The sequence below is a fragment of the Methylobacterium sp. Leaf465 genome, assembly GCF_001424705.1.
Classification (GTDB): Bacteria; Pseudomonadota; Alphaproteobacteria; order Rhizobiales; family Beijerinckiaceae; genus Methylobacterium.
The window spans coordinates 377,890-403,271 of the sequence record NZ_LMRA01000012.1 but is presented as its reverse complement, the minus strand read 5'-3'; the positions used below and the strand labels follow the sequence as shown (position 1 = coordinate 403,271).

26 protein-coding genes are annotated in these 25,382 nt (G+C 68.3%); 2 read left to right on the top strand and 24 right to left on the bottom strand.

Annotated features, from left to right (window positions below):
* Positions 1-337: 337 nt before the first annotated feature.
* Complete coding sequence (locus tag ASG51_RS10325) at positions 338-847, bottom strand: ferritin-like domain-containing protein (RefSeq protein WP_056222947.1); 510 nt, start codon at positions 845-847, stop codon at positions 338-340.
* Between the two features lie 181 nt (positions 848-1,028).
* Positions 1,029-1,229: a hypothetical protein gene (locus ASG51_RS10320; RefSeq protein WP_056222462.1), complete on the bottom strand. Its 201-nt coding sequence runs from the start codon at positions 1,227-1,229 to the stop codon at positions 1,029-1,031.
* Between the two features lie 567 nt (positions 1,230-1,796).
* On the opposite strand from ASG51_RS10320, the gene ASG51_RS10315 reads away from it, so the two are divergent.
* Positions 1,797-2,027: a hypothetical protein gene (locus ASG51_RS10315; RefSeq protein WP_056380624.1), complete on the top strand. Its 231-nt coding sequence runs from the start codon at positions 1,797-1,799 to the stop codon at positions 2,025-2,027.
* A gap of 27 nt (positions 2,028-2,054) precedes the next feature.
* Here ASG51_RS10315 and ASG51_RS10310 read toward each other — a convergent pair whose 3' ends face one another.
* The 20 genes from ASG51_RS10310 to ASG51_RS10225 form a co-directional block, all read right to left on the bottom strand.
* Positions 2,055-2,519: a PTS sugar transporter subunit IIA gene (locus ASG51_RS10310; protein ID WP_056380623.1), complete on the bottom strand. Its 465-nt coding sequence runs from the start codon at positions 2,517-2,519 to the stop codon at positions 2,055-2,057.
* Positions 2,516-3,217: a response regulator transcription factor gene (locus tag ASG51_RS10305; RefSeq protein ID WP_056222453.1), complete on the bottom strand. Its 702-nt coding sequence runs from the start codon at positions 3,215-3,217 to the stop codon at positions 2,516-2,518. The genes ASG51_RS10310 and ASG51_RS10305 overlap by 4 nt, the downstream gene beginning before the upstream one ends.
* The gene (locus ASG51_RS10300) at positions 3,214-5,949 is read right to left on the bottom strand and encodes a sensor histidine kinase KdpD (protein WP_056380621.1); all 2,736 of its coding nucleotides are present in this window, start codon (positions 5,947-5,949) and stop codon (positions 3,214-3,216) included. The genes ASG51_RS10305 and ASG51_RS10300 overlap by 4 nt, the downstream gene beginning before the upstream one ends.
* A 36-nt stretch (positions 5,950-5,985) precedes the next feature.
* Complete coding sequence (locus tag ASG51_RS10295) at positions 5,986-6,591, bottom strand: K(+)-transporting ATPase subunit C (RefSeq protein ID WP_056380620.1); 606 nt, start codon at positions 6,589-6,591, stop codon at positions 5,986-5,988.
* Between the two features lie 32 nt (positions 6,592-6,623).
* A complete protein-coding gene (kdpB, locus tag ASG51_RS10290) occupies positions 6,624-8,714 on the bottom strand; it encodes a potassium-transporting ATPase subunit KdpB (protein WP_056380619.1) in 2,091 nt (696 codons plus the stop codon).
* Positions 8,715-8,776: 62 nt separating this feature from the next.
* Positions 8,777-8,980, bottom strand: a complete 204-nt coding sequence (locus ASG51_RS23350; protein WP_056222440.1) for a hypothetical protein — start codon at positions 8,978-8,980, stop codon at positions 8,777-8,779.
* A 3-nt stretch (positions 8,981-8,983) separates the two neighbouring features.
* The gene (gene kdpA / locus ASG51_RS10285) at positions 8,984-10,699 is read right to left on the bottom strand and encodes a potassium-transporting ATPase subunit KdpA (RefSeq protein ID WP_056380617.1); all 1,716 of its coding nucleotides are present in this window, start codon (positions 10,697-10,699) and stop codon (positions 8,984-8,986) included.
* A 35-nt stretch (positions 10,700-10,734) separates the two neighbouring features.
* Positions 10,735-10,824: a K(+)-transporting ATPase subunit F gene (locus ASG51_RS10280; protein ID WP_036267122.1), complete on the bottom strand. Its 90-nt coding sequence runs from the start codon at positions 10,822-10,824 to the stop codon at positions 10,735-10,737.
* A 25-nt stretch (positions 10,825-10,849) separates the two neighbouring features.
* Positions 10,850-10,975, bottom strand: coding sequence for a hypothetical protein (locus ASG51_RS25345; protein ID WP_274534757.1), 126 nt, complete (start codon positions 10,973-10,975; stop codon positions 10,850-10,852).
* A 259-nt stretch (positions 10,976-11,234) separates the two neighbouring features.
* Positions 11,235-12,512: an amidohydrolase/deacetylase family metallohydrolase gene (locus ASG51_RS10275; protein WP_056380612.1), complete on the bottom strand. Its 1,278-nt coding sequence runs from the start codon at positions 12,510-12,512 to the stop codon at positions 11,235-11,237.
* Positions 12,513-12,874: 362 nt separating this feature from the next.
* The gene (locus ASG51_RS10270) at positions 12,875-13,546 is read right to left on the bottom strand and encodes a metallophosphoesterase family protein (RefSeq protein WP_056351298.1); all 672 of its coding nucleotides are present in this window, start codon (positions 13,544-13,546) and stop codon (positions 12,875-12,877) included.
* 139 nt (positions 13,547-13,685) lie between these two features.
* The gene (locus ASG51_RS10265; protein ID WP_056380610.1) at positions 13,686-14,648 is read right to left on the bottom strand and encodes a type II secretion system F family protein; all 963 of its coding nucleotides are present in this window, start codon (positions 14,646-14,648) and stop codon (positions 13,686-13,688) included.
* Between the two features lie 65 nt (positions 14,649-14,713).
* Positions 14,714-15,682, bottom strand: coding sequence for a type II secretion system F family protein (locus tag ASG51_RS10260; protein ID WP_056274451.1), 969 nt, complete (start codon positions 15,680-15,682; stop codon positions 14,714-14,716).
* Positions 15,679-17,133, bottom strand: coding sequence for a CpaF family protein (locus tag ASG51_RS10255; protein ID WP_056222422.1), 1,455 nt, complete (start codon positions 17,131-17,133; stop codon positions 15,679-15,681). The genes ASG51_RS10260 and ASG51_RS10255 overlap by 4 nt, the downstream gene beginning before the upstream one ends.
* A 45-nt stretch (positions 17,134-17,178) precedes the next feature.
* Entirely contained in the window at positions 17,179-18,423 is a 1,245-nt protein-coding gene (locus ASG51_RS10250; protein ID WP_056222418.1) for an AAA family ATPase, read from the bottom strand.
* 86 nt (positions 18,424-18,509) lie between these two features.
* A complete protein-coding gene (locus ASG51_RS10245) occupies positions 18,510-19,244 on the bottom strand; it encodes a CpaD family pilus assembly protein (RefSeq protein WP_056351303.1) in 735 nt (244 codons plus the stop codon).
* A gap of 61 nt (positions 19,245-19,305) precedes the next feature.
* Complete coding sequence (locus ASG51_RS10240; RefSeq protein ID WP_156648059.1) at positions 19,306-20,718, bottom strand: type II and III secretion system protein family protein; 1,413 nt, start codon at positions 20,716-20,718, stop codon at positions 19,306-19,308.
* Positions 20,719-20,830: 112 nt separating this feature from the next.
* Positions 20,831-21,628: a Flp pilus assembly protein CpaB gene (gene cpaB / locus ASG51_RS10235; protein WP_056380607.1), complete on the bottom strand. Its 798-nt coding sequence runs from the start codon at positions 21,626-21,628 to the stop codon at positions 20,831-20,833.
* Positions 21,629-21,751: 123 nt separating this feature from the next.
* A complete protein-coding gene (locus ASG51_RS10230) occupies positions 21,752-22,258 on the bottom strand; it encodes a prepilin peptidase (RefSeq protein WP_056274464.1) in 507 nt (168 codons plus the stop codon).
* 304 nt (positions 22,259-22,562) lie between these two features.
* Positions 22,563-22,733, bottom strand: coding sequence for a Flp family type IVb pilin (locus ASG51_RS10225; RefSeq protein ID WP_056222398.1), 171 nt, complete (start codon positions 22,731-22,733; stop codon positions 22,563-22,565).
* Positions 22,734-23,237: 504 nt separating this feature from the next.
* Between ASG51_RS10225 and ASG51_RS10220 the strand changes: the two genes are divergently transcribed.
* The gene (locus ASG51_RS10220; protein WP_244472656.1) at positions 23,238-23,660 is read left to right on the top strand and encodes a pilus assembly protein N-terminal domain-containing protein; all 423 of its coding nucleotides are present in this window, start codon (positions 23,238-23,240) and stop codon (positions 23,658-23,660) included.
* 42 nt (positions 23,661-23,702) lie between these two features.
* Here ASG51_RS10220 and ASG51_RS10215 read toward each other — a convergent pair whose 3' ends face one another.
* Together ASG51_RS10215 and ASG51_RS10210 are read right to left on the bottom strand one after the other, a co-directional pair.
* Positions 23,703-24,158: a response regulator gene (locus tag ASG51_RS10215; protein WP_082487410.1), complete on the bottom strand. Its 456-nt coding sequence runs from the start codon at positions 24,156-24,158 to the stop codon at positions 23,703-23,705.
* Complete coding sequence (locus ASG51_RS10210) at positions 24,155-25,306, bottom strand: histidine kinase dimerization/phosphoacceptor domain -containing protein (RefSeq protein ID WP_056380604.1); 1,152 nt, start codon at positions 25,304-25,306, stop codon at positions 24,155-24,157. Before ASG51_RS10210 ends, ASG51_RS10215 begins: the two co-directional genes overlap by 4 nt.
* Positions 25,307-25,382: the final 76 nt, after the last annotated feature.

The following is a 25,382-nucleotide window of genomic DNA, read 5'->3' as shown; positions in this document are numbered from 1 at the left end:
GGACAAAACGATGCGCCGTCGCGTGCGGGACGCGACGGCGTTGGCGGCTGCATTAGGCCCCCAACTGCGTTTCGTCAAGACGGACAGGCTCTCTTCCACGCCAGTGAAACGCCGAAAGGTGCAATCTTTCAAGCCTTTCGAGCATGAGGTATCTGGTTACCGCATAACGATCCGCTGATCGCGGGGATCTCGTCTCGTGCTCCTCAAGGCCTCACGAAAGGCCCTTGAGCGAGCGATTCGTCGTCAGGAAGACGCGGCGTCTGTCACGCGAACGCACCCTGCACGCACAGACGAGCGAACGTGCAGGGCAACCGACTGGGCCGGGTAATTTGCGAGATCAGCGGTCCGCCTTGTCCCCGGCCAGGGTCAGTTCGATGTAGCGCAGGGTGGTCGGGCGTACGAGGTCGCGAACCTTGCGCGCCATCGCCTCTTCTTCCCGCAGGGATTGCTGGAATCCCGTGAGCGCCGTCTGCTCTCCGGCGGCCTCCGCAATGGCGAGGAGCGACTCGTAGGCCGCGATCTCGAAGTTCTCGAAGGCATGGTTCGCGAAAGCGTTCTTCAGGATCTCGTCCTGGGCGGGCATATGCCCGAGCGCCATCATGTTTCCGACGAAGCCGAGCACACCCTCCTTGAGGCTCGAGGGACTTTCGGAAAGGCTGTGCAGGGCTTCCTCCAGGCGGGTCCGCTGACCGTGCGTCTCCTCGATATGACGGCGCAGGGCCGCCTCCATCTCGGGGTAGCGCTGCAAGCGCTCGACCTGCCGCTCCATGATCTGAAGCGCCTGCATCTCGAGTGCATGCGTGTTCTTCAGAGCCGTGACATAGATTTCGCGCGTCTCGATAGCCACGTTTCTCGTCTCCTAATCGGTAGCGAAGGCGTTCGCCGTCGTTACGAGAAGATCTCCATCGCGGCTCATGTTCCGGCGCAACCTGCGACATCTGTGGGTGCCGCCGCCGCGACATGCTAGCATCGAGGAGCGCCACGTTCGCAAACCGCTGACCCGCATCGACGCGGAGATGTGGCCACGCTCAGCCTCGCTGCAGCCGCTCCAGTTCCGCCTCCGCGGCCAGCGCCCGCGCCTTCCACGCATCGCGCTCGGCCTCGGTGGCGCGCGCCGCGGTCTCGGCACGCTGAGCGCGCGCCGCCTGGGTCGCGGCCAGGGCCTGAGCCCGTTCGCGGGCGCGGGTCTCGCCCGCCATCTGCACCTTCAGGTCGCGGGGCGTGGCCATCGCGGCATTCCTTCATTCCGGTCCGTGGGCTGCCTTCCCGCGCCGGTACGCCGGGGTCAAGGTCCGCGCGCCAAGCAGCGCAATCTCAGACGGTCGTCGAGAAGGTAGACCCGGCCCAACAGGAGTCGGCGTCGACCCGGGAGATCCCGAGGATCGGCCCCTCCGCCGCAGAAAGCCACGGCAACAGAAGCCGCCCGAGACCGGGCCGGTCAGGCTTGCCCCCGTCGCAGGCGAGCGAGGCCGATCGTTGCATGGCGAGCCCCCCGACTCAGAGACCGGATTTCCTTAGGACGGTTCGGGAGCATGAGGCGCTTCAGGCGAAGGGGTCCTGTCGTCTCGGGACCAGCGGCACATCCGAGGTGCTGTCGCGTCGCCGCATCGTGCGCGAGCCGGCCAGCCCCGCAATCCACATCGGCCATCCGGGGCCGGCGCGGCTGCGAGGGGGCCAGGGGATCCTGATGCGACCCTTATGAAATGACGCCTCGTTGCCGCTCGAACCCTCACGCGCCGCGACGCAAATTCCTCCTGCGATCCGACACCGGGATCGTGCGAACCCACGAGCCATCCATGTCCCGTCCACGTCCGGTCACGCCCGTCAGCCCGATCTCGGGCCCCGACACGCCACGCTTCGTCATCGGCCAAGACGGGCGGGGGTGCTGGGTGGCCATCGAAGTCCATGGCCGGGCCGGCGGCCTGTTCCGCACCTGCCAGGCCGCGCTGCACTACGCGGTGGAGGCGACGGCGCATCGACCGGATGCCGTCAGGATCGCGGCGGAGCGCGTCGAACTTCGGATCTGAGGGAGCGAACGGCGTTCGGACCGGCTCTCAACCGCCGGCCCCGAGCCCATTCCGGCGCAGGGCAGCGTGCAATCCCGGCACGTCACGGGCGGTGCGCAGGGCCACCGCGACGTCCGGATCGCGCAGCCGCCGGGCGATGCAGGCCAGCGCAGTCACCGAGACGTCCCGGGGGTCCGCCGGCAAGAGCAGGAGCGCGACGAGGTCCACGGGACACCCATCAATGGCCTCGAAGTCGAGGGGATCGCGCAGGCGGGCCAGGAGCCCGAAGGGTCGGTCCAGGCCGTCGAGGCGCGCATGCGGCAGGGCGATGCCGTCGCCGATCCCGGTGGAGCCGAGGCTCTCGCGCGCCGCCAGGGCCGCGCGGATCGGCGCCGCCTCGCGCCCGAGGGCGAGCGCCGCCCGGCGCGCCAGGTCGTCGAGGAGCGCCGTCTTCTCGGCCGTTCGCAGACCGCAGATGACGCGGTCCGCGGGCAAGAGATCGTCGACGGTCATCGGATTGGTCCGCCCCCATCGTCGGGCGCGCGCAGGCGGTAGCCGACGCCGGTCTCGGTGAGGAGGATCCGAGGGCGCTCGGGATCGGCCTCGAGCTTCTGACGGAGTTGGCGCATGTAGACCCGGAGATATTGCGGGTCGGACGAGGTCGAGACCGCGTTCATCAGCTGGGCGTGGGTCAGGGCCTTTCCGGCATGCTGCACCAGGACCCGCAGGAAATCGTATTCCCGCGGCGTCAGCTTCACCTCCGCGCCGCGGACGCGGACGATGCGGCGCACGAGGTCCACGCTGAGGCCGTCGATCTCGAACAGGGCGCGCTCGCCCTGCACCGCCAGCTGATGACGCAGGGCCGCCCGCAGGCGTGCCAGGAGTTCACCCATGCCGAAGGGCTTGGTGACGTAGTCGTCCGCGCCGAGGTCGAGGGCCTCGACCTTGCCCGGCTCGTCGTCGCGGCTCGACAGGACCACCACCGGGAGGTCGCGATGATCCTCGCGGATGCGACGAAGAAGATCGTGCCCGCGCATATCCGGCAGGCCGAGGTCCAGAATGATCAGGTCGATCGTCTCGCGGGCCAGGATCTCAAGAGCGACGCGCGCGTTCGGCGCCTCGAAGATCGTGTAGCCCTGCGTTGCCAGCCCCATTCGCAGGAGTTTGCGGATGGGCGGCTCGTCATCGACCACGAGAACGGCGGGGCTCATGCGGCGAGGTCCGAGGCGGTGGCGCTCGTGGCGGGCACCGGGAAGAGGAGGGTGAAGACGGCACCGCTGCGGTCTTGCCGGTTGCCCGCCGTGAGCGTCCCGCCCATCGCCTCCACGAAGCCACGGGCGATGGCGAGGCCGAGTCCGGTCCCGGCCCGCACGCTGTCGCCCTTCCGAGCGCGATAGAACTTGTCGAACACCCGCTCCCGCTCCGCCTCCGGCAGGCCGTCGCCCGCGTCGATGACCTGAAGGCGGACCTGAGACGGCCCGCCGGACGGGCCGGAGACGATCTGCGCCGTCACCGTGACGGTCGAGCCGTCCGGGGCGTACTTCGCAGCGTTGTCGAGGAGGTTGACCAAGACCTGTTCGAACAGGACCGGGTCGAGGCGAAGGGCCGGGAGATCCGGTGCGAGGTCCAGGACGACCCGGTGCTCGGCCAGGATCGCGCCCAGGCGGCGCAGGGCGGTGTCGACGATCTCCGCCACGTCCTGTGCGGTCAGGTTCGCCGCGACCGCGCCGGCCTCGAGCCGGGTCATGTCGAGGAGATTGACGATGAAGCGGTTCAGCCGCTCGGATTCGGCGATGATCGTCGCCAGAAGGTCGCCCTTCGCCTCCCGGCCGAGATCGGCGTCGAGGTCGCGCAGGGTCGTGGCGGCCCCGAGAACCGAGGACAGGGGTGTCCGCAGGTCATGGGAGATCGAAGTCAGCAGGGCCTGGCGCAACCGGTCGGTCTCGGCATCGCGTTCCGCCCGCGCCAGATCCTCCACGAGGCGAACCCGTTCGATGGCGAGGGCGCCCATGTCGGCGAGGGCATCGAACAGCCGTCGATCCTCGGGCGTGAGGATCGGTCCGCTACCGTCCGCGTCGAGACCGATCACCCCGATGGGGCCGCGACCTGTTCGCGTCGGTATGAAAATACGACGGGCACCCGGAAGCGTATCGGCCCCGCGTCCCGCCGGCCGATCGTTCGCGAAAGCCCACTGCGCCGCGGCCAGATCCGCCGCGTCGAGGCGGTCCTCGGGGGGATACCCGGCCCGGACCGTCACCGTATCGCCCTCGGGCAGCAGCAGCACGACCCGTACGTGCAGCATCGCGGCGATCTGCGCGGAGGTCGCCCAGAGAACGTCGTCGAGGGTTCCGCAGGCGGAAAGCTTGCGGCTGAAGCCGTAGAGACGCTCCGTCGCCCGCGCCCGGCGCTGGCTGACCACCGCCACCGCCCGAGCCCGGGCGGCGAGGTTCGAGACCAGCACGGCAACCAGGGTGAACAGCAGGAACGCGGCCACGTTGGTCGGGTCGGCGATGGTCAGCGTGTAGACCGGCGGCAGGAAGAAGAAGTTGTAGGCCAGCGACGCGGCGACCACGGCGGACAGCGCCGGCCCCAGGCCGAAGCGCGCCGCGACCGCCACCACCGCGGTGAGCAGGAACAGGTCTGCGTTCTCGACCCCGAGGTAGGGCTGCAGCCCGAGGGCAAGGCCGAGGCCGGCGAGGATGGCCAGGGCGGCGAAACCGTAGCCGGCGCCGTCGACGGCGGGTCGGACCGGGGCCGTCGCCACCCTCTTGGGGGAGACGGACGCTGGCAACGTCTCACCGGGCACGACGTGGATGCTGATGGCGCCGCTGCGGCGCACGAGATCGTGGACCACCGAGCCGTTGAAGAGTTCGAACAGCCAGGACCGCGTCGCCTTGCCGACGACGATGTGATTGACGTTGGCGCCCCGGGCATAGGCCAGGAGGTCGTCGGCGACGCGCCGGCTCCCCGGCAGGGTCACGGCGTCGCCGCCCAGCCGATCGGCGAGGCGCAGGGCGTCGGCGACCCGATCGCGGTCCGCTTCGCTGAGGCCGAGGCTCCGCGCGCCCTCCACCGTGACGGCAGTCCACGGCGCGTGCAAGCGATCGGCCAGACGCTTGGTGTAACGGACGAGGCCGGCTGAGCGCGGATCCTCGCTCACGCAGACCATGACCCGCTCCCCGGCACTCCAGGGTCCCGCGATGGCATGAGCCTGCATGTGGCTGAGGAGTTCGTCGTCGACCCGATCGGCGGTCCGCCGCAGGGCGAGTTCGCGCAGAGCGGTCAGGTTGCCGCGGGAAAAGTAGTGGCGTAGGGCACGCTCCGCATTGGCAGGCACGTAGACCTTGCCGGCCTTCAGGCGCTCGATCAAGTCGTCGGGATTGAGGTCGACCACCTCGATGTCGTCCGCCCGGTCGAGGATGCCGTCCGGCACCGTCTCGCGCACCCGGATGCGCGTGATCTGCGCGACGACATCGTTCAGACTCTCGACGTGCTGAATGTTGAGGGTCGTGTGCACGTCGATGCCGGCGGCGAGCAACTCCTCGACATCCTGGTAGCGCTTGGGATGGCGCGAGCCCGGCGCATTGGTGTGGGCGAGTTCGTCGACTAGCGCCAGGGCCGGCCGCCGCGCCAGCAGGGCGTCGAGGTCCATCTCCTCGATGACGCTGTCATGGTAGGGGACCCGCCGGCGCGGAACGACCTCGAAGCCCTCGATCAGGGCCTCAGTCTCGCTGCGGCCGTGGGTCTCCACGACGCCGATTACCACGTCGGTCCCGGCCTTGAGGCGAGCCCGGCCGATCGTGAGCATCTCGTAGGTTTTGCCGACCCCGGGAGCTGCGCCGAGGAAGACCTTGAGGCGGCCCCGTCCCGTCTCGTCCCGGCGCGCGCGGTCGAGCAAGGCCTCGGGCGAGGGACGCTGGCGCTCGCGGACATCCTCACTCATGGAAAGTCCCTCATCCCACGTGTCCTCCGGCGCGGATTATTGCCGGAGGCGCGCGTCCAAAGCGAGGTTCAGCGCCAGGACATTCACGCGCGGCTCGCCGAGGACCCCGAAGGTCCGGCCTTCGACCTGCGCGGCGACGAGGTCGCGCACCCGGTCCTCGCTGACGCCTCGCGCACGGGCCACGCGTGCCACCTGGAACAGGGCAGCCTCGGGGGACAGGTCGGGATCGAGCCCGGAACCGCTGGCGGTGACGAGATCCACCGGCACCGTCGCGCCGGGGTTCTCGGCCCTCAGGGCGTCGAGGTCGCCCTTCACGCGCTCGGCCAGGGCGGCGCTGGTCGGTCCAAGGTTGGAGCCGGCCGAGTTGGAGGCGTTGTAGGGCGACGGCACGGTCTTGGCTGCATCGGCCGGATCGGTGGCCACCGTCGCCGAGGGGCGCCCGTGGAAGTAGCGCGGGCTGGTGAAGGATTGGCCGATCAGACTGGAGCCGATGATCGTGCCGTCGCGACGGATGAGGCTGCCGGCGGCCTTGGCGGGGAAGATTGCCGTGGCGAGGCCGGTCATGGCCAGGGGATAGGCGAGGCCGGTGATCGCCGTCAGTACGACGAAGAGGGCGAGAGCGGGACGCAGGGAGGCGAGCATGGAGACAACTCTGGTTCGGACAGGAAGGGGGGTTAGGCGAGGTGCAGAGCGTTCACGGCGAGGTCGATCACCTTGATGCCAACGAACGGCACCAGGATGCCGCCGAGGCCGTAGATCAGCAGGTTGCGCCGCAGGAGCGCGGCGGCTCCCACCGCCCGATACGAGACGCCTCGGAGGGCGAGCGGGATCAGCGCCACGATGATCAGTGCATTGAAGATGATCGCCGACAGGATCGCGCTCTGGGGCGAAGCGAGCCCCATGACGTTCAGGGCCTGAAGCTGCGGGTAGAGCGTCAGGAACATCGCCGGGATGATGGCGAAGTACTTCGCCACGTCGTTGGCGATGGAGAACGTGGTCAGGGCCCCGCGGGTCATCAGGAGCTGCTTGCCGATCCCGACGATCTCGATGAGCTTGGTCGGGTCTGAATCGAGATCGACCATGTTCCCGGCCTCACGCGCCGCCACCGTTCCGGTGTTCATGGCGACGCCGACATCGGCCTGGGCCAGGGCGGGCGCATCGTTGGTGCCGTCGCCGCACATGGCCACGAGCTTGCCGTCCGCCTGCTCCCGCCGGATCAGCGCGAGCTTATCCTCCGGCGTGGCCTGCGCCAGGAAATCGTCGACGCCGGCCTCGGCCGCGATGGCCGCCGCCGTCATGGGGTTGTCGCCGGTAATCATCACCGTGCGGATGCCCATGCGGCGAAGTTCGGCGAAGCGCTCTCGGATGCCACCCTTCACGATGTCCTTCAGGAACACGACGCCGAGGAGCTGCCCGTCGCGGGCGACCGCCAGGGGCGTGCCGCCGGCCTTCGCGATGGTCTCCGCGATGGCCCTGATCTCCACCACGGCCTGCGAGTCCTCAACCGGTCGATAGGCGAGCGCCGCATTCGCGCCGCGGGACGCGATCGGCTGTCCTCCCAGAGAGGCGATCACCGCCTCGACCGCACCCTTGCGGATCGACTGTCCGTCGAGGTCGACCCCGGACATCCGCGACTGGGCCGTAAACGGCACGAAGGTGGCGTTCAGGCCCGCCATGTCGCGGGCTCGGATGCCGTAGCGGTCCTTGGCCAGCACCACGATCGAGCGGCCCTCGGGCGTCTCGTCGGCAAGCGAGGCGAGTTGTGCCGCGTCGGCGAGATCGTGCTCGTCCACCCCGCCGACCGGCCAGAACTCGGTCGCCTGACGGTTGCCGAGGGTGATGGTGCCGGTTTTGTCGAGCAGGAGGGTGTCGACGTCACCGGCGGCCTCAACCGCGCGGCCCGACATGGCGAGGACGTTGAAGCGAACGAGGCGATCCATGCCGGCGATGCCGATGGCCGACAGGAGCGCACCGATGGTGGTTGGGATAAGAGTCACGAACAGGGCGACGAGGACGATCAGGGGGATCGCCCCGCCGGCGTAGTTCGCAAAGCTCGGGATCGAGGCGACCGCGAACACGAAGACGAGGGTCAGGCCGGCGAGCAGGATGTTGAGGGCGATCTCGTTCGGGGTCTTCTGGCGGGACGCGCCCTCAACAAGAGCGATCATGCGGTCGACGAAGGTCGAGCCGGCCGCTGCCGTGATGCGGACCCGGATCGCGTCGGACAGGACCTGGGTTCCGCCCGTCACCGCCGACCGGTCCCCGCCGGATTCCCGGATCACCGGTGCGGACTCGCCGGTGATGGCCGCCTCGTTGACGGAGGCGACGCCCGCGATGACCTCACCGTCGGACGGGATCAGGTCGCCAGCCTCCACCAGCACCACGTCGCCGACCTTCAGGGCGGTCCCGGGCACCGAGTCCCAGGCATCGCCCGGACCGGTGAGGCGCTTGGCGGTCATCTCGGTGCGGGTCCGGCGCAGGCTGTCGGCCTGCGCCTTGCCGCGGCCCTCGGCCAAGGCCTCGGCGAAGTTGGCGAAGATCAGCGTGAACCAGAGCCAGAGGATGATCTGGCCGGAGAAGCCGAGCCCGGACGCGCCGGTCGCGAGATCGCGGACGAACAGGACGGTGGTCAAGACCGCGACGACCTCGACCACGAACATCACGGGATTGCGGATCATGATCCGGGGATCGAGTTTGCGGATCGAGCCGACGAGGGCCGGGCCGACGAGGGCGGCGCTGAAGAGGGACGTGGAGGAGCGAGACATGATGGGGGGGTCCACGAAGGGGCGCGGGACGGCCGGGCGCGACGCGCCGGGTCCGTGGCTGGTCAGGGTGCGAGGGCGCGGCGCGTGAACTCGGCGGCGAGCACCAGGGCGAGGGCGCCCAGGAGGGTGACACCGAGCACCGCCAGGATCAGGTCCGAGAGCCGGGGCGGCCGGGCCCCGGGAATTGGGTGAGGCTGGCGGGTACCGGATCGGAGCCCGTGAAGGTGGTGGCGCCGGACCCGGCGCGGTGGAAGGGCGGGGCGCACCGCTCAGCCGCCCGTCGCGAAGGTCAGGCCTGCGGTGCCCGCCAGGTGCTCGACGATCGGGCCGAGAGCCAGGGACGGGAAGAACGTCAGGCCGCCGACGATCAGGATCACGCCGACCAGCATGCCGATGAAAAGCCCCCCATGGGTCGGCAGGGTTCCGGCGGAAGCCGGCACGGTCTTCTTGGCGGCGAGGGCGCCTGCGATGGCGAGGGCGGGGATGATCACGAAGAACCGCCCCACCAGCATGCCGATCGCCAGCGTCGTGTTGTAGAACGGCGTGTTGCCGCTGAGGCCGCCGAAGGCCGAGCCGTTGTTGGCCGCGGCGGACGTGAAGGCGTAGAGGATCTCCGAGAATCCGTGCGGCCCGGCATTGGCGGGGCCGGCGAGGCCGGCGGCCACCACGGTGGCGAGGCCGGTGAATCCCAGCATCATCAGAGGCAGGCACAGGATGGCGAGCATGGCCATCTTCACCTCCCGCGCCTCGATCTTCTTGCCGAGATACTCGGGGGTCCGGCCGACCATGAGCCCGGCGACGAAGATCGCCACGATGACGAAGACAAGCATGCCGTAGAGGCCGGCGCCGACGCCGCCGACGATGATCTCGCCGAGCTGCATGTTGATCATCGGGATCAGGCCGCCGAGGGCGGTGAAGCTGTCGTGCATCGCGTTGACCGCGCCGCAGGAGGCGGCGGTGGTCACCACCGCGAACAGTGCCGAGGCGACGATGCCGAAGCGCAGCTCCTTGCCCTCCATGTTGCCGCCCGCGAGCCCGAGCCCATTCAGCACGGAGCTGCCCGCGGCCTCGCTGGCGTACGTGACGAGGACGCCGGCGAGAAACAGCACGCCCATGGCGCCGAGAATCGCCCAACCCTGCCGCTCGTCGCCGACCATGCGGCCGAAGACGTTGGTCATTGCCGCGCCGAGGACGAAGATCGAGACGATCTGGATGAAGTTGGACAGCGCGGTCGGGTTCTCGAAGGGATGAGCCGCGTTGGCGTTGAAGAACCCCCCGCCGTTGGTGCCGAGCATCTTGATCGCGACTTGGCTCGCCACGGGCCCGATTGCGATCGTCTGGGTGGCGCCTTCGAGCGTCGTGGCCTCAATGGAGGCGCCCAGGGTCTGGGGGATGCCCTGTGAGACCAGGAACAGGGAGTAGATCACGCAGATCGGCAGCAGCACGTAGAGGGTGCAGCGGGTCAGATCGACCCAGAACGAGCCAACCGTCCGGGCCGAAGCTCGCGCGAAGCCCCGAACGAGAGCGACCGCGAGGGCAATGCCGGTGGCGGCCGAGAGGAAGTTCTGGTGGGTCAGCCCGAGCATCTGCGACAGGTAGGAGAGGGTGCTCTCGCCGCCGTAGTTCTGCCAGTTGGTATTCGTCACGAAGCTCGCCGCGGTGTTGAAGGCGAGATCCGGCGCCACGGCCCCTTGTCCGGCCGGGTTCAGAGGCAGGACGTCCTGCAGGCGCAGGAGCCCGTAGAGCATGGCGAAGCCGAGGGCGTGGAACGTCAGCATGGCGAGCCCGTAGCTGAGCCAGCTCTGCTCGCCCCGTGCGTCGATGCCGGCCAGGCGATAGAGTCCGGTCTCGACGGGCCGGAGAACGGGCGAGAGAAGGGTACGCTCGCCTTGGAACACGCGGGTCATGTACCCGCCGAGCGGCCTGACGAGCGCCAGCACGATCGCGCAGAACAGCGCGACCTGAATCCAGCCGTTGATGGTCATGGAGGTGGTCCTTGGGAATTCGTCCGGAGGGCGCGTCAGAACCGCTCGGGGCGCACGAGGGCGTAGGTGAGGTAGCCGAGCAGCCCCAGGGTCACGAGGGCGCCGAGGGTGAGGTCGAGGGTCATGAGGGGGATGCTCCCGTCAGCGCGCTCAGAGGCGTTCGCACAGCAGGGCGTACCCGGCGGCGAGACCGAAGAAGGCGAGTCCTGTGGCCAGGAAGGCGATGTCGAGCATGAGGGGTCCGATCCTGTGCGGCGGATCGGCCCGGGTCGTCACGACCGATCACGCTCGCCCGGAGCATGGACGGGAACCGCATTAGGGTTCGAGTGAGCGCGCCACGCGATTTTATAAGGATGGCATGAGGATCGGAGCGCGCGGCGTCGGCGGCTCGAACCCTCGCGAACGGGTCGCTGCCGAGCCGCTGGTATACACGAGGGTCGTCGTCGAGGTCGCGCCGAAAACCCGTCCCCGTCGGCGGCGTTTCATATCCCGCGCCGCTCCCGCGCGGGATGAACAGAAAAATAGCCGGTCGGCCTCATCGAACGGAGAAGGGCAGCTGATACGGGCGTCCGAACGGGACGCCGTTGTTCACGGTCTGGACGGGCGAGAGGAAGCCCGTTCCGTCGCGGCGGTTGTTGCGGGTGTCGACCACGGAGAGCGGCCGCTCGACCCATTCCATCACCGAGACGTCGCCCGGCGCTCCGACCTGCAGCGTCCCGAGCTTCGCGTCCCGGTCGATCACCCGGGCGGGTGCCGCGGTCGCCATCGCGATGACCTGTTCCAGGCTGAAGCCCAGGGGCAGGAACTTGCTCATCACCAGGGGCAGGAACGGCATGCCCGGCGTATTGCCGGAGACGACGTGCAGATCCGACGAGATCGTATCGGGCGGAGCTCCCTGCGCGATGGCCGCCTCCGCCACGGTGAAATCGAAGGAACCGCCACCGTGGCCGATGTCGAACACGACGCCGCGCTGCTTGGCGGCCAGGGCCGCCGGGAGGAGCTTGCCATCCTGGACGATGTTGGTGAACTGCCCAGCCATGTTGGGCGCGCCCGAGTAGCAGTGCGTGAGGATGTCGCCCGGCCGCAGCAGGTCGAGGATGCGGCTCATCAGGTCGGCAGTCTCGACGCCGCCGATATGCGCCATCACTTTGGCGGGTCGTCCCGACAGCTCACAGGCCTGGATCGCCCGGCGCAGGGGCTCGGCGCCATGCTTGAAGATGACGTTCTCCGACATTCGCACCTTGGCGCCGAGGACGAAGTCCGGGTTCTCCGCGATGGCCAGCGCGCAGGCGTCCACCTGGGCGTTGTCGATGGTGTAGAGTTCCGCGACGGGGAAGGCCGACAGTCCGTGATTGGCGATGTGCACGAAGGCGAACATCCGCGTCCGGGTCTGCGCGGCGATGTGCCGGCGCAGGGCGGCGATGGTGTTGGCGCCCGCGTCTCCGGCGGAGACCACCGTCGTCACCCCGGAGAACGGGACCGTCTCATCGGCCGGGATGCCGATCGCCGAGCCATAGGGAAAGGTGTGGGCGTGGAGGTCGACGAGGCCGGGCAGCACGAGCTTGCCGGAAGCGTCGATCGTCTGCTTGGCCCGATCCGTCGGCAGATCCGCCGCGAGGGCGGCGATCCGTCCGTGACGGATACCGATGTCGCGCTTTCCGCGTAGGGACTGGCTCGGATCGATCACCTCGCCACCCCGTATCACGAGGTCGAAAGGACCGCCCGGGTCCGGTTCCGCCGAGGCCCCGGTCGTGGCCACGAGGCTCGTGGCGGCCGCCCCAGCGAGCCACGCCCGGCGGGTCACCGCGTCCATGTGGTCGCTCCGTGGAGGCGGGGGCAGGGCTGGGCACGCGGAGGGCGGGACCGCCGATGCCGGTCCTGTGGGGCGGGCGGCGCTTGGCACCACGACATCGCTTCTGATCCCTGACCGCGGCGCTCGTTGATTGGCTCCGACGCTCGGGATGCTAGAGGCTGCCGGGCACGGTCGGCAATGCTTTTCGAAGATGGGCGTGCGTCGACGTCGGGAAATGGGTGGGGCGAGGTTCGTCCCCTGGACGACCGGCAGGCGTTCCGCAGACACCGCATCCCAATGACGGGTCCCTGAGGCACGAGCCGCCGCACGAGGACTTCGGCAACTCTTTGGACCGGTCCGATCCACAAACAAATTGCATCAAACTAACCGTCGCGATCGACCTGCAGAACGTCGATCGGCGGCCCCTGCGTCTCATCGAAGACGCCGGCCGTGAGGCACCGGCCGTAGACGCAACCCGTGTCGAGGTTGGTGCGGTAGGGTTGCCGGTCGGGCATCCCCTCCAGTTGCGGCGTGTGTCCGTGAACCACGTGCTTCCCGAAGTCGAAAGCCGTGCCGAGAAACGGCTCTCGGATCCAGAGGCGGTTCCACATATCGGGATCGACGCCGGTTCGCCCGGGGCGAAAGCCGGCATGGACGAAGTAGTGCGCGGCGTCCTCATGGACGGTGGGCAGGTATGAGAGCCAGGTCAGCACGTCGGGCGGAAACGCTTCCGGGCCGGTGATTCCAAAGGAGCGGAGGGTCTGCCGGCCGCCGTTGCTCAGCCAGGTGGAAGCCCCATGCGGGTCGCGATAGGCCTCCAGCATCATCTGCTCGTGGTTGCCCATCAGGCAGGTGAGGGCACTCGGAGCGTCGCGCTGAAGGTGCCTGAGAATCTCGATCACCCGGGCGCTCTCGGGACCCCGATCCACGTAGTCGCCCAGGCAGACGATTCGGGCCGGACGCCCGGCCCGGTGCAGGTTGATCCGCTCCAACAGACGGAGCAACGCATCGGCGCAGCCGTGAATATCGCCGATCGCGTAGGTGAGGACGTTCATGCGAAGTCCGGTGACAGCGTTGGGAGCATCCCCGTCGCATGGCAGGAAACGGATGCGCTGAACATCCTTGCGTTGGGCCGGCTCCGGAGCCAACGCCGCGTTCAAGGGTCACGGGCCACGTGAATGTGAAGGCCGGGGCCTAACGGAAGATCTGGATCATCGCCGGGGTCAGGATGACGACGAAGAGTACCGGAAGGAAGAACAGGATCATCGGCACCGTCAGCTTCGGCGGCAGGGCGGCGGCCTTCTTCTCCGCCTCGTTCATCCGCATGTCGCGGCTTTCCTGGGACAGCACGCGCAAGGCCTGGCCGACGGGCGTTCCGTAGCGCTCGGCCTGGATCAGTGCCGTCGTCACCGCCTTGATCTGATCGAGACCGATGCGGTTGGCGAGGTTTTCAAAGGCGATGCGCCGATCCGGCAGGTAGGAGAGCTCGGCGGTCAGGACCGCGAGTTCCTCGGCGAGCACGATGGATTGCCCGACCACCTCGGTGCTGACGCGCCGGAACGCGTGTTCGACGGACATGCCGGACTCGACGCAGATCAGCGTGAGGTCGAGGGCATCCGGCCAGGCGGCCCGGATCTCGGTCTGCCGCTTGCTGGCGCGGTTGTGGAGGTACAACTCCGGGGCCTTGATGCCGAACAGGAGCACGCCGATGACGATCATCGTGCGGATGGCAAACGGCTGATCGAGGACACCGAGCACGAAGAGGTAGAAGATCGCGACCAGAGCCAGAACGATCGGCGTCACCAGGCGGAAGAACAGGAATCCCGTCTCGGCCCCCGGCGACCGATAGCCCGCCATCATCAGCTGCTTGCGGGCGGTCTCCGTCCCGAGCCAACGGCTGAGGTTGAACTGCTCCACCACCCGTTTCATGTAGGCCTTGGGGGCGACCCGGAGCGTCGCCTTGGAGCTCATGCGCTCGCGTTCGCGGCGCCGGATCTCCTCCCGCTCCTCGCCGATCAGCTTCATGCGCTTCCCGAGGCGGTCGGGCTCCAGCACCGGCTGGAGCAGCGCGAAGGCGGTCGCAGCCGCCGCGATGGCGGCGAGGGCGGTGCCGAGGAAGCGCGGCTCGGTGACCTTGGCGGCGATGAGATCCAGCATGCGGTGTCTCCGTACGATCCGACCGGACGAGGATTCGAACTTGATACCGGGTAGGCATCGACGAATCAGACGTCGAAGCTGATCATCTTCTTCATCGTGAAGACCCCGAGCGACATCCAGATCGCGGAACACACCAGGGCAAGTTTCCCGATATCGGTCCGCCAGAGCAGGGAGATGTAATCCGGGCTCGACAGGTAGGTCAGGAGGGCGACGATGAAGGGAAGCGCCGCGATGATGCCGCCGGACGCCTTCGCCTCCATGCTCATCGCCTGGATCTTCCCGGCCATCTTCTTGCGTTCGCGCAGAACCCTGGACAGGTTGGCGAGGGCCTCGGACAGATTGCCGCCGGACTTCGCCTGGATGCTGATCACGATGGCGAAGAAGTTGACGTCCGACACGGGCACGCGCTCGTGCATCTTCATCAGGGCTTCGCCGAGGGACAGGCCGAGAGTCTGGGACTCGACCACCTGACGAAACTCGCTGCGGATCGGCTCCTCGGCCTCCCGCGAGATGATCCGGAAGCAGTCACCCACCGGGATACCCGCACGCACACCACGGGTGATGATGTCGATCGCCGTCGGCAATTCGTTGATGAACGCCTTGATCCGCCGCTTGCGCAGATACGTGATGAGCCAGAGAGGCAGCCCGAAGCCGCCGGCGAAGACCGCGCCCAACCCCGCGAGGGGATTGCCGGTCGCGATCAGGATCACCAGGCCGAACACCACCGCCATCACTGCCGCGACGGCGAAATATTGCTTGCGCGACCAGGACAGGCCGGCGCGGGCCAGCTTCAGCTCCAGCGTGACCTTGGTGCCTTCGCGCTTCGCCTCGACGTCCTTGAGGCTCTTGGCGACCTGCTCGCGGCGATTGACGGTCGCGACCCGGTTTCCCGGCGCCGTCACGACGCTGACGGTGCGACGGCGTTCGGCGGACCGCTTCTCTCCCGAGAGGTAGGGAAAGACGAAGACGTAGGCGAGCCCCCCGGCCGTGAGCGCGAGGAGACCGGAGGCGAGGGCCAGGCCGCCGGCGTTCACAGCCCACTCCCGCCGGCACTGGCCGCATCGAGGGCCGCCGCGAGCGCTTCGTCCTCGCCGTAGTAGCGCGCGCGCTCCCAGAACCGGGGGCGGCCAATACCCGTGGATCGATGGCGCCCGATGAGCTTGCCGTTCGCGTCCTCGCCGAGCACGTCGTACAGGAAGAGATCCTGGGTGATGATGACGTCGCCCTCGAGTCCCATCACCTCGGTGATGTGGGTGATCCGGCGCGACCCGTCGCGCAGGCGGGTGGCCTGCACGATGACGTCGATGGAGCCGCAGATCATTTCGCGCAGCGTCCGCGACGGCAGACTGAAACCGCCCATGGTGATCATCGACTCGATACGGGCCAAGGCTTCGCGCGGGGAGTTCGCGTGGAGCGTCCCCATCGAGCCGTCGTGACCGGTGTTCATGGCCTGCAGGAGATCGAAGGCCTCCGGGCCGCGGACCTCGCCGACGATGATCCGCTCGGGCCGCATGCGGAGGCAGTTCTTGACGAGGTCGCGCATGGTGACCTGCCCGGACCCCTCCATGTTGGGAGGCCGGGTTTCGAGGCGCACCACGTGCGCCTGCTGGAGCTGCAGTTCCGCCGCGTCCTCGCAGGTGATGATGCGCTCGTCGGCGTCGATGTAGCGGGTCAGGCAGTTCAGCAGCGTGGTCTTGCCGGATCCGGTGCCTCCCGAGATGACCACGTTGCAGCGCACGCGGCCAATGATCTGCAGGATGCGGGCGCCTTCCGGCGAGATCGCTCCGAAGGTCACCAACTGGTCGAGGGTCAGCTTGTCCTTCTTGAACTTGCGGATCGTCAGCACGGGCCCGTCGATGGCCAGCGGGGGCGCGATGATGTTGACGCGCGACCCGTCCGGAAGACGGGCGTCGCAGATCGGCGAGGCTTCGTCGACCCGCCGGCCGACCTGGCTCACGATCCGCTGGCAGATGTTCATCAGTTGCTGATTGTCGCGGAAGCGGACGTTGGTCAGCTGGATCTTGCCGCCGACTTCGATGAAGGCGCGGCTGGCGCCGTTCACCATGATGTCGGCGATGTCGTCGCGGGCCAGCAGAGGCTCCAGCGGGCCGTAGCCGAGCACGTCGTTGCAGATGTCGTCGAGCAGCTCTTCCTGCTCGGCGATCGACAGGACGATGTTCTTAAGGCCGATGATTTCCGAAACGATGTCGCGGATTTCCTCGCGCGCCGATTCCGCGTCGAGACGCGAAAGCTGGGACAGATCGATCGCCTCGATCAACGCCCCGAAGATCATGCTCTTGGTGCGGAAGTAGTCCTCGGACTTGGCCGACTCCGTGACGGGCGCGGGCTCGGGCCGGCGGGGCGCCTCCGCGCGGGGGCGCAGGGCGGAATCGTCGTGGACCGGCAGCGAAACTTCCGGCTTGTCGACCACGGCCGCCGGACGCGGCGCCTGCACCGCTGCGCTGCCGGATCGTCTACCGAACATGGTGCAGCCTCCTGGCGATCAGGTCACGGGGAGCAGGCCGGAGCATCACGATGCCTTGCGACGGGCGAGCTTGGAGAGCAGCGGCTCGAACAGATTCGGGCGCGCCCGGCGCAGTTCGGCGCGGCCGGTGATCGAGGCGGCGAGCGACGAATAGATCTCGGCCGCCTTCGCGTTGGCCTGCACCTCGCCGATCATCTGCCCATTGTTGGCGGCGGTCCCAAACAGCGCGGCATCGAAGGGAATCGCGGCCGTGATCGTGGTGTCGAGGGACTTGGCGAACTCGGCCGCGGCGATCTCGGGACGCTTGGGCACCCCGACGCCGTTGAGGATGATGCGGGGCTTGCGATCATTCGGGCGGTTCTGCTGCAGAAGCGTCAGAAGATTCTTCGTGTTGCGCAGGGCGGCGAGCTCGGGACTCGCGACGATCAGGATCTCGTCCGCGCTGATCATCAGCCGTCGCGACCAGGCGGTCCACTGGTGCGGCACGTCGAGGACGACGCATGGCACGGCAGCCCGCAACAGGTCGAGCAGATGGTCGAAGGCCGGCTCGGCGAGATCGGTGGTGCGGTCCAGGGTGGCGGGGGCCGCGAGCAGGGAGAGATTGTCGCTGCACTTCGACAGGAGCCGGTCGAGGAGATTCGAATCCAGGCGATCCGGCGCGAACACAGCCTCCGCGATGCCCTGGGGCGGATCCTGATTGAAGTTCAGGCTCGCGGTCCCGAAGGCGATATCGAGGTCGGCGATGACCGTCGCGGTGTCCTGCTCCCGGCCGATCGTCCAGGCCAGGTTGTGCGCGAGAGTGGAGACGCCGACCCCCCCCTTCGCGCCGACGACGGCGACGGTGCGGCCGACCGGCTTGGCGCCCGGCGCCGTGAACAGGTCCGAAATCGCCTGGATGAGATCGATCGGGCGCACCGGCGCCATCAGGTACTCGCTGACGCCTCGCTGGATGAACTGCCGGTAGAGCGCGACGTCGTTGACATGCCCGATGACGACGACCTTCGTTCCCTCGTCGCAGACCTCGGCCAGCGAATCGAGGCATTCGAGCGGGCGCGACTTCGCCCCCTGGGTCTCTATGACGATGACGTTCGGCGTGGGCGCATGCCGATACGCTTCGACCGCCGCCGCGCCGCCGCCCATCTGAACCTTGATGTGCGCCTTCTGCAGGCGCCGGTCCGCGCCGGCCGACTCGATCAGCGCCGCGCTCTCCTGCGTCTCGCAGAACGCCTGAATCGTGATCCGCGGCACGGGAGCGATGATGCGCTCGGACGTCTCGTTCAGATCCGTCATGGAGGGAATTCCGGTTCAGGTTGCCGCCGATGCGGGAGCGAAGATGGGGCACGTCGCGGGCGAGACGGTGCGCCCGCCCGACGCGGTTATTGGGAGACCTGCGCCTTGATCGAGGTCTTCCCATCCTGACGCCATTCGATTGACGGATCCTTGCCGTCGCGGATCTTGCCGATGTCGTTCGTCCGCCGGATCGTATCGATCCGACCTTCCGGGCGGGCGCGGACGAGATCGACGGGATCCGCGATCTGCGCGGCGACGTTCGACTGCGTCGCGCAGCCGAAGTTCCAGTAGGCCTCGTTGCGACCGCTGAAGGCCGGATCTCCGACGCCCAGATCCTGGGGCCAGGTTCCGCACTGGCTCCCGCCCCTGGCCTCCATGCGCTGGAAGCTGAGCCGGAGGGGCGCCGCAAGGTTCGGATTGGCCACCGCATAACGGGCGACCACCACCTGGCGGTCGGAGACGCCGCCGTTCAGGCTCATGCGATGCAGGGCCGCGGCCGTCCGCTCCACCGCGGCCGCCGTCCGGGGCGTGCCGCCGGCGGGAACGTCGAGGGCCAGCGTCCCGCGCCCGTAGCGCCGGAATTCCAGCAGGAACGCGTCGACGTCGGCGGCCTGGCGCGGATCGAGATGGCCCGTGCCCGTGACGAACACGTCGAGGGTGCGCACGCCCTCGGCGAGGGCGAGGGGATGCCGCGCGCGGTAGTCGGCCGGATAGAGCGAGCCGGTGGTCACGACGGGATCGGCTCGGCAGGCCCCGAGCAGGGCGGCGACGCCGGCCACGGCCACGAGGGCCAGGGGGGTGCGGAGGGGAGAGGTGGACATCGGGGGAGGGTCCTGCTGAGGCCGGGGCCGGAGCGCCTGGATCGGTCGGGAGAGCGCCGGACTAATCGGTGATGAAGCCGACGCGGCCGCGATAGGCGCTGCCGAGGGGACTGGCGCCAGCGACGCCGTAGAGGCGGTTGAAGCGCCCGAGCAGGATGGCCTGCGCATCCTGCGCATCGACGAAACCGTCATCCGGGCGGGAGACCTGGCGCGGCTCCATCGGCTTGGCAATGTAGGGCGTGACCATGATCATCAGCTCGGTTTCCTGCCGCTGATAATCGCGCGACCGGAAGAGCGCGCCGATGATCGGCAGGTTGATCAGGCCGGGCAAGCCGGTGATCGCCGCCTTGTTGCGCTGCTGGATCAGGCCGGCGGTCATCATCGTCGCGCCGGAGGCGAGCTCGATCGTGGTCTCCGACTTGCGGACGGTGAAGCCCGGCACGGCCGTGGTGGTGCCGGTGAAGTTCAGGTTCAGGGCGTTCTGCTGGTCGATCTCGGTGACCTGGGTGCCCACGCGCACCGAGATCTTGTTCTCCGCCAGCACCACAGGCGTGAAGTTGAGGCTGACGCCGTAATCCTTGTAGCTGACGCTCGGAACGCAGGTTTGGATCGTGCTGGTGCCGACGGAGGTACAGCTCAGGTTCGACGGGACCGGGATCTGCCCGCCGGCCGTGAAGGTCGCCGATTCGCCGGAGATCGCCGTCAGGGTCGGCTCGGCCAGAACACGGGAGACGCCGGCCTGCTCGAAGGCCCGCAGGGTGGCCGTGAGGTTCGCTCCGCCCGGCCCGTTGATCGTTCCGGACAGGAGGTTGCCGGTGGGGAACGAGCCGCCGTTCAGGGCGAGCGGCGCCGTGTTGACGAGGTTCAGGCCGGACCAGCCGCCGCTGAGATTGACGCCGAACTGCTTCAGGACCGTGCGCGACACCTCCACCACGGTGACGCGCAGCATGACCTGATCCTTGCCGCGGATCGTCAGGTTGTTGATGACGGCGCCGCGCGCCGCGGCGCCGGCGGCCGAGATCCCCACGAAGGCATTGGCGATGTCGAGGGCCTGGGCCGCCTCGGACGCCGAGTTGACGGTCCCAGTCAGCACGACCGAATCCCCAGCGGCGCGCACGTCGAAGCGTCCCCCGGCGATGCTCTGGTTCAGGGTCTGGCGCAGCACGTTGAGGTCGCGCGCCACCGTGACGTCGAGAGCCGTGATCTGCCGGCCCTCGGCATCCATGATGAAGATCGACGTGGCCCCGTTCTCCATGCCGATGATGAACACCTTCCGGGTCGAGCGGACGACCGCGTTGGCGACCTTCGGATTGGCGACGAAGACCTCCTTGGCGTCGCGCGGCAGATCGATCACCAGGGAGCGTCCCATGGTGAGATCGATCCGGCGCGAGGTCGCCGCCTCGTTGGTCCCGACCGCGAGGATCGGCGCCGCCGTCAGTCCGCCGGAGGGCTGGCCGTAGCTCGGATTGACCATCGCGTTGGGCAGGAGGCCGGCGAGGAGGCAAGCCAGCAGCGGGGTGCGGCGCGCCGCCGGCCAGGGGGAGAGGGTCATCGACGTGTCCTCAGTCATGGTGCGTGTGCTTCCCTCAGCGACGCGATTGCTGCTTCGCGACGCCGAACCGCACCACGGTCAGGGCCGTCTCCGGACGACCCTCGAGAATGGGCTCGCCCGCGCGCCCGCTATCCACGAGGCTCCGCAGGGAGAGCGAGAGTTGCCCGACTTTCTGGGCGAGCGTGACGGTCTCGGCCTGGGCCGGCGTCAGGGCCAACGTCGCCGTCTGGCCGGTGGCGACGGTGTTGCCGTTCTTCTCCTGGAGGATCTGCCCGATGGCCAGGACGCGCACGTCCTGGAGCAACGTCTCCGAGACCTGCACCTCCGCGCTCCCGCGCGAGGATTCCTCGTCCCGATAGGTCCGGAGCACGTCCACGTGGTCGTTGGGGAGGATGAAGCCGCCTGCCGTGCTGCTGCCGATCGCATCGATGGTGATGGCGACGGCGCGCATGCCGGCGGGCAGGATCGCGGCCATGAAGCCGCCGTCGGAGCGGGCGAGCTTCTGCGGCCGGATCGGTTCACCGGCGAGGAAACTCGACCGGGCGATCGACCCGACGACCTCCTCCATGCCGCGGGGCGAATTGGTGCGGGTGATGTAGCCGCTGGTGACGGCCTCGTTGGGCCAGGGCTGCCAACGCAGGTCCGGTGCCTGGATGTTCTGGCCCATCGGCAATTCGGCGGCGGCGACGAGCACGTCCGTCATCGGCACGACGGGAGGCGGAACGATGGCGGCCGGCTGCACGACCGGCCTGTCCTCCCCGCTGATCAACAACGCCGCGCCACCACCTGCCACGAGGGCTATGGCAAGGACGGCCAGTCTGGCTGGTTTCATCGCCGAACTCGAACCTGCGACGGCACATCGCCGTGTCGGTTCAGAGTGGCCTGGCATTCCTCAAATTACGGTTAACAAGGAGTAATCGGTTCGACGCATTGCCGAACCGAGGAGCAATGCCGTTCAGACCGCGACCAGGCGAAGCCAGATGGCCGTGTCGGGCAGCACAAGGAGCGCCGAGAGGGCGAGGGCGATGCCGTAGGGCACGCCGGTCTTCGCATCGTGCAGGTGAAGCACGAAGGGAAGGCGGGCGATCGTGGGCGGGAGCGGCTGCTGGCGCAACGCGAGGAGCGTCAGGGTCAGTGCGCCGCCGGCGAGCGAGGCGATGAGGAGGTAGCCGGCCAGCTGGTCGAAGCCGATCCACAGGGCCGTCGCGGCCGCGAGCTTCGCGTCGCCGCCACCGATGAAGCCGAAGGCGAAGAGCGTGAAGGTCACCACGAGGGTCGCGGCGCCGGCGCCGAGGTGCCCGGCGAGATCGTCCCAGCCCAGGCCGGTGGCGACGGCGAAGACCGCGAAGCCGACGACCAGTGCCACCGAGACGGTGTTGGGGATCAACATCGTCAGGAGGTCCCTGACGGCGGCGTAGGCCATGAGAAACGGAAACACGACGAGGAGGCTGACGCTGGCCATGTCGTTCTCGGTCCTGTCTCTTGCGGGCGCAACATTTCGCGGGCGCGGGTCTCTCGCGGGCGGGAGGCCCTGGGGAACCGCGGTCTTGCCCCATGATCCCGGACCGGGATTAAGAGTCCGTGCCGCGAAACCCGAAAGGGCGCACGCCACGCGCGCGAACGATCCCGCAGATCCGAAACGGAGCGAGGAGCATCGCGGACATCCCGCAATACTCCTCGAAACCGGCAAAATCGGAAGATCTACAGCGAACCGCTCGGCCACCGGGGCCGTAGCCGCGAGACCGTCCCGGGTGCGCGGACCGCGATTACGAGCTCTTGAGGTTGTTCGCCACGGTGGTGAGGGTCGCACGCAGGTTCGTGCCGACCGTTGTCAGAACGGTGACGACGGCGACGGCGATCAGAGACGCGATCAGGCCGTACTCGATCGCGGTCGCGCCGGACTCGTCGGCCACGAAACGCTTGAACATGGTGGTCATGGCAAAACTCCCCTGGAAAGGCATGTGCCGTTCACGCTGTAGGCGTCTCAATCGGCGACAGGTGGAGTGTGCCCCGGCGCCGTTGCCATTGGGTTAAATCGGTCGCCGAAACCCCGGCGGAGGAAACCGCTTCGTGATGTGGTGAAGGGTTGGTTAAAAGCCGCACGCCGCCCTCGGCCGCGGAGCTTGCGGCTCCGATCCGAGACTTCTGGTGCTCGCACGCGTCGTCTTCACGCCACCCGCATTCACGGGCGGTTCTAACGAGGGTCTCTCATCACAAGTCGGACAACGCGATTATCGGTTCGTTTACCGTACTGGTGTCTCTTGGTCGTCGAGCTTCGGCCGGTGGGTGCGTCCCGATGCACCGAGATCAATCACGATCTGCGTCGTGCCGTGCGGTCCAGTGAGCGTCCGATGCACTCCCCAACCAATCCGTCCCACATCCCTCTCCGGATCCTGACGGCGCTTCTCCTGGCCGGGTACGCCGTCTTCGGATGCGGGTCGGTGCGCGCTCAGGCACCGGACGCGCCGCCGACCATCGTGGCGGTCACGGTCGACAACGCCAAGGTCATGCGCCTGCCCGAGAAGACCCAGACCGTCATCGTCGGCAATCCGATGATCGCCGACGTCGCCCTCCAGCGTAACGGCATCCTGATCCTGACCGGGAAGAGCTTCGGCAGCACCAACCTGATCGCCCTCGACGCCGCCGGCCACATGCTGGCGGAATCCACGATCAGCGTGCAGGCGCCGCAGGCGGCCGTCATCACGGTTCAGCGCGGTCTCGAGCGCGAATCCTATTCGTGCACGCCGAATTGCCAGCCCTCGATCCAGCTCGGCGATGCGAACAAGTTCTATGGAGAAGTCAGCAGTCAGGCCGAGAACCGCCGCGCCTTGGCTACCGCTGGCGCCGGACCCACGAATCGCTAGCCCGTTCGCGTGCCGGGAGCCGCGAAGTCGGCTCCCCGGACCTCAACGGACCGGTGTATGCCGCTCGCCGGTCTCGGGCGCCGAGGCCAGGCGAAACCCGTCCAGCCCCTCGACCGTGGCCGCGAGGCCCGCGCGCCGGTCGGCGACGTAGCGCAGCGCGCCGGCGACCACCCGCTCGGAATAGGGTTTCGCAATAACCCCGACCGCGCCGGCGAAATCGTCGGGAATGCGCTTGGCGTTCGCGGTCATGAACACGACCGTGGTGTGAGGATCGGCGCTGAGGGCGCGGGCCACCTCGACGCCGGTGGGGCCGTCGATCAGGTGGATGTCCACGAACGCCACGTCGGGGGAGGTCGCCTGCCCCAGGGCGATCGCGTCCGCTGAATTCCCCGCGACGCCGACCGTGATGTGGCCGAGGTCATCGAGCAGGCATTCCAGTTCGAGGGCGATCAGGACCTCATCCTCGACCACGAGGATCCGCAGGGGCGTCTCGGTCATGGGGAAGCCCATTCGGGCCCCGGCGCCCGATCCGTGATGGGACTCTGGAGGGAGATCGCATCGAGGGGAACGAGGATCTCGACGCGGGTGCCCGGCGCGACGTCGCTCCAGGCGATCACCCCGCGAAGCTGCCGCACAACCATCTCCACCAGGGAGCGACCGAAGCCGGCCGGATTCGGCGTGCCGCCGGCTAAACCGACGCCGTCGTCCTCGATCAGCATGCGCAGGCCGTCGTCGCTGCGCTGCGCGCTGATCGTGACGCGCCCGGGCCGGCTGTCCGGGAATGCGTGCCGGACGGCGTTGGTCGCCAGTTCGTGCAACATCAGCGCCAGGGGCGCCGCCATCGCGGCCGATACGGCGATCGAGTCGATCTCCGCACTGACGGCCGTCCGGTCCGTGTCGAGCCCCGCCACCAGCTCTGAGACGAAGTCGTCGGCGAACTCGCGCAGGTCGAACCGCGTGACATCGCCGGTGGAGTAGAGCATCCGGTGCACCGTCGAGAGGGCGCCGATGCGCTCCGCCATGCCCTGCAGGGCATCCTTGGCCTCTCCGCGCGGGGTGCGCCGCGCCTTGAGAAGCATCAGCGAGGAGATGACTTGGAGGTTGTTCTTGACCCGATGGTCGACCTCGTGGAGGAGCGCGGTCTTCTGCTCGAGGGCGGCGCGAAGGTGGGCGGTCTGCTCCCCGACCCGTCGTTCGAGCTCGTCGTGCGCGTCCTTCATCGCGACTTCGGTCCGGTACTTGCCGGTCATGTCGGCCTGCGCCGAATAGAAATGCACGATCTGCCCCGTCTCATCGTGCACCGGGGCGACCGTCATGCCGTTCCAGAACGAGGTCCCGTCCTTCCGGTAATTGACCAGCTCGATCTCGATGGGTCGCCCGGCGATCACCGCGTCGCGCAACCGACGCACGGCCCGCGGATCGGTCTCGGGCCCCTGCAGCATGCGGCAGTTCCGACCCGAGATCTCCTCCCAGGCGTACCCGGTCAGACTCAGGAAGGCCTCGTTCGCCCAGACGATCGGGTTGTCGTGCTGGCGCGGGTCGGTGAGGACCATGGGCGTCGGACTCGCGGTGAACGCCGCCACGAATGCGCCTGCGCTGATGCCGAGGCCGTGTGCTCCGGTGGCCGGCGTTTCCCTATGCGTCATGATCGGCTTCAGCCAAGACGAGACACCCGAAATGTTGACCTGAACGTTGGCCCGTCGCCGGTCCACTCGGGCGCGA

What these genes read in the sequence shown, in the direction of transcription:
- kdpB (WP_056380619.1), bottom strand. Translation starts at nt 8,714, where the DNA reads ATGTCTCGCTCCTCCACGTCCCTCTTCAGCGCCGCCCTCGTCGGCCCG.
- ASG51_RS10265 (WP_056380610.1), bottom strand. Translation starts at nt 14,648, where the DNA reads ATGCTGGATCTCATCGCCGCCAAGGTCACCGAGCCGCGCTTCCTCGGC.
- ASG51_RS10280 (WP_036267122.1), bottom strand. Translation starts at nt 10,824, where the DNA reads ATGACCCTCGACCTCACCCTCGGCGCCCTCGTGACCCTGGGGCTGCTC.
- ASG51_RS10245 (WP_056351303.1), bottom strand. Translation starts at nt 19,244, where the DNA reads ATGTCCACCTCTCCCCTCCGCACCCCCCTGGCCCTCGTGGCCGTGGCC.
- ASG51_RS10215 (WP_082487410.1), bottom strand. Translation starts at nt 24,158, where the DNA reads ATGACCGAGACGCCCCTGCGGATCCTCGTGGTCGAGGATGAGGTCCTG.
- ASG51_RS10320 (WP_056222462.1), bottom strand. Translation starts at nt 1,229, where the DNA reads ATGGCCACGCCCCGCGACCTGAAGGTGCAGATGGCGGGCGAGACCCGC.
- ASG51_RS10210 (WP_056380604.1), bottom strand. Translation starts at nt 25,306, where the DNA reads ATGACGCATAGGGAAACGCCGGCCACCGGAGCACACGGCCTCGGCATC.
- ASG51_RS10240 (WP_156648059.1), bottom strand. Translation starts at nt 20,718, where the DNA reads ATGGTCAATCCGAGCTACGGCCAGCCCTCCGGCGGACTGACGGCGGCG.
- ASG51_RS10305 (WP_056222453.1), bottom strand. Translation starts at nt 3,217, where the DNA reads ATGAGCCCCGCCGTTCTCGTGGTCGATGACGAGCCGCCCATCCGCAAA.
- ASG51_RS10250 (WP_056222418.1), bottom strand. Translation starts at nt 18,423, where the DNA reads ATGACGGATCTGAACGAGACGTCCGAGCGCATCATCGCTCCCGTGCCG.
- ASG51_RS10315 (WP_056380624.1), top strand. Translation starts at nt 1,797, where the DNA reads ATGTCCCGTCCACGTCCGGTCACGCCCGTCAGCCCGATCTCGGGCCCC.
- ASG51_RS10300 (WP_056380621.1), bottom strand. Translation starts at nt 5,949, where the DNA reads ATGAGTGAGGATGTCCGCGAGCGCCAGCGTCCCTCGCCCGAGGCCTTG.
- ASG51_RS10295 (WP_056380620.1), bottom strand. Translation starts at nt 6,591, where the DNA reads ATGCTCGCCTCCCTGCGTCCCGCTCTCGCCCTCTTCGTCGTACTGACG.
- cpaB (WP_056380607.1), bottom strand. Translation starts at nt 21,628, where the DNA reads ATGAAACCAGCCAGACTGGCCGTCCTTGCCATAGCCCTCGTGGCAGGT.
- ASG51_RS10270 (WP_056351298.1), bottom strand. Translation starts at nt 13,546, where the DNA reads ATGAACGTCCTCACCTACGCGATCGGCGATATTCACGGCTGCGCCGAT.
- kdpA (WP_056380617.1), bottom strand. Translation starts at nt 10,699, where the DNA reads ATGACCATCAACGGCTGGATTCAGGTCGCGCTGTTCTGCGCGATCGTG.
- ASG51_RS10225 (WP_056222398.1), bottom strand. Translation starts at nt 22,733, where the DNA reads ATGACCACCATGTTCAAGCGTTTCGTGGCCGACGAGTCCGGCGCGACC.
- ASG51_RS10310 (WP_056380623.1), bottom strand. Translation starts at nt 2,519, where the DNA reads ATGACCGTCGACGATCTCTTGCCCGCGGACCGCGTCATCTGCGGTCTG.
- ASG51_RS10255 (WP_056222422.1), bottom strand. Translation starts at nt 17,133, where the DNA reads ATGTTCGGTAGACGATCCGGCAGCGCAGCGGTGCAGGCGCCGCGTCCG.
- ASG51_RS10275 (WP_056380612.1), bottom strand. Translation starts at nt 12,512, where the DNA reads ATGGACGCGGTGACCCGCCGGGCGTGGCTCGCTGGGGCGGCCGCCACG.
- ASG51_RS10230 (WP_056274464.1), bottom strand. Translation starts at nt 22,258, where the DNA reads ATGGCCAGCGTCAGCCTCCTCGTCGTGTTTCCGTTTCTCATGGCCTAC.